Genomic DNA, 2,254 nt, shown 5'->3' with positions numbered 1-2,254 from the left:
AGTAGTTGTAGAGGAATTGTCCATAGGTAGGCGGCGATCGGAACTGCTACTGATGAAGCGATCGGCGTTGGTAGCCAGTCTAGCCACTTGGTCAGAGGGGCTACTGTCACCATTAATCCCAAGGTGGCTAATAAACTAAGCTGAAATCCCAAATCCCATATCCATAGTGGCTGCCATAGGAGCAGGACTGTTGCTGCTAGTAGCAATGATCCCAAGGGTTTCACTTGGCGCTCCATCACTAGGGCAACTAATGCACCTACACCCATGACCGCTGCTCGCATCACTGCTGGTTGTACGCCTGTCAATCCTACAAAGATCCCCAGCGCTACAAGACCACTTACAAACTGAACCCGACTTGAAAACTGTTGGGTTAAGGCGATGACAACGCTCAGAATCAATGAGACTTGAAATCCTGAGGCAGCAAGAGCATGGGCTAACCCAGTGCGAGCGAAGGCATCTTTGAGGTTGTAGGGCAAATCTACAGCGCGCCCACCAATGACCAGGGCACTCACTAAGGCTGCCTCTGGCTCACCTAACCACCGAGCTTGGGCATTGATAATGCGACGACGCACCATCCACCACCCCCACACAGGTGGACGATCGTCCCGCTCAATCTGCCATCCCCGCAGGCCAGCAAAACAATTGTGATTTCGCAAATATGCCTGAAAATCGAATCCACCTGGATTTGCGGCGGGCTTGGGGTGATATAAAACACCACGTACATGGATGATGTCGCCAGGATACAATTCCTTAACGGCTTTTGCTGGTACGGTGACGTAAACGTTACCCGTTACTGGCTGTCCGCTGAGAATGTCTCGACCTCTCGTCTCACTAACTTGCGTAGCCTCTAGCCAAAATTGCCGCTTGCCACTGCGGGTGAGGTGGGGTGTACTGGTGAGTTTGCCGCTTACAACTACAATCGCAGGCCGATCGCCATCTGATGCCGACAACGTATAGCTAATATCCGTGGGTGAGGGGTTGGGTGTTCGCCATTGTAGGTACAAGCAGGCTACCAGGCCAACAATGCCTGCCAGCAGGTAGATACCACGGGTCGCGCCCGTCCGCCAGTATCGGGGCAAGCTAACTGCTGCAATTACACCCGTCAGCAAAACGGCCCAGCCTCCACTCGGAATTCCTAGCACTTTGCCGGGAATTGCCGTAGCGAATAAACCCAAAATATAGGCAAGACTGAGAACTGCTGCGATCGTGCCTGCCATAACCCCTGCCACCCCGATACGGTTTCCGTCTAGGGTATAACAGGTATGAAAGTAACCACGTAGTTAATCAAACAGAATCGGGATCAATGCCCAAGGCTCGCAAGCGATCGGCTAGGCGTTTAGCCCGCATTTGTTCTTGATAGGCAAGTTGCTGAGCTTGTTCTACCTGCTGTTGAGCTTGTTCTGCTCGTAATCGCTCTTGTTGGACTTGCCACAGAGCTTCTGTAACTCGCCGCCGCTCCTCTGCTAGTTGGCGCTCAATCTGTCGCGCTTGCTCTTCCGGTACAAGAATGCGATCGCCATCAGCATTGAACCAAAATAGCCATTCCCGCTGCCACCCTCTAAAGGTACCTTGTGCTCGTCCGATACCCAAGTTAATTTCCGGGATCCATAGTGGCTCATCTGTTTGCAGCGCATAATCCCCATCAATGAGGCGATACATTTCCAGGGGCTGGCGTTTGTGTCGCCTCCAATAGGTGGGATTGTAAATGATGTAGTATGGAATTCCTACTTGACGATAGATGGCTAGCTTATCATCGTACTCACCATTGTATTTGTGAGAAACATGCTCAATTGCTAACAGGGGAACTATATTGTTTTCTTGCCAGATCAGGTAGCTAAGCCTACCATTGGGATTTTTCAGGAACGGCACACCAAGACTCAGGAAGCCGTCAGGCACGACAGCCGGTAGGTCTGGATCGTAGTACAGCCCTAGGTTGACTCCAAAGAACCAATCGGTACGATCGCGCCACAACCAAGTCAGCACTGTGGCTAGCAATGCGGGCACCCAAGTCTGTAGTTCACTATCCACAGGTTTACCGTCAGTAAAGGGAAGATCTTCTTCCGTGGGCAGCAGGCGATGATCGAGCATGATGAGTACACTGGGGAACGAATTGGACGACGGTCATGCTAACTGCGATTGTAACTTGTAGATTCTGCAAAGGAATGGCTAGGGATTCGTTATACTGAGGTCTGTAGAAGCTTTTTAATCCACGGTTACTACGCCATGCCCCCTCGCTGGTCTCGTTTGCCTGACC

The 2,254-nt window shown here is 51.6% G+C and carries 2 protein-coding genes; both read right to left on the bottom strand.

Features of this window, described 5'->3' with window-relative positions:
• Positions 1 to 1,217, bottom strand: a 1,217-nt coding sequence (locus tag NZ772_17720; protein MCS6815394.1) for a ComEC family competence protein, incomplete at its 3' end; no start/stop codon positions are given.
• Between the two features lie 67 nt (positions 1,218 to 1,284).
• On the bottom strand, positions 1,285 to 2,088 hold the full coding sequence (locus NZ772_17715) for a Uma2 family endonuclease (protein ID MCS6815393.1): 804 nt from the start codon (positions 2,086 to 2,088) through the stop codon (positions 1,285 to 1,287).
• Between the last annotated feature and the right edge of the window lie 166 nt (positions 2,089 to 2,254).

It is taken from the genome of Cyanobacteriota bacterium (assembly GCA_025054735.1).
Lineage (GTDB): Bacteria > Cyanobacteriota > Cyanobacteriia > SKYG9 > SKYG9 > SKYG9.
The sequence above is the reverse complement of the archived record's forward strand: the minus strand, read 5'-3'. Positions and strand labels throughout refer to the sequence as shown.

Coding starts and splice junctions, on each gene's coding strand:
- NZ772_17715 (MCS6815393.1), bottom strand. CDS start 2,088: ATGCTCGATCATCGCCTGCTGCCCACGGAAGAAGATCTTCCCTTTACT.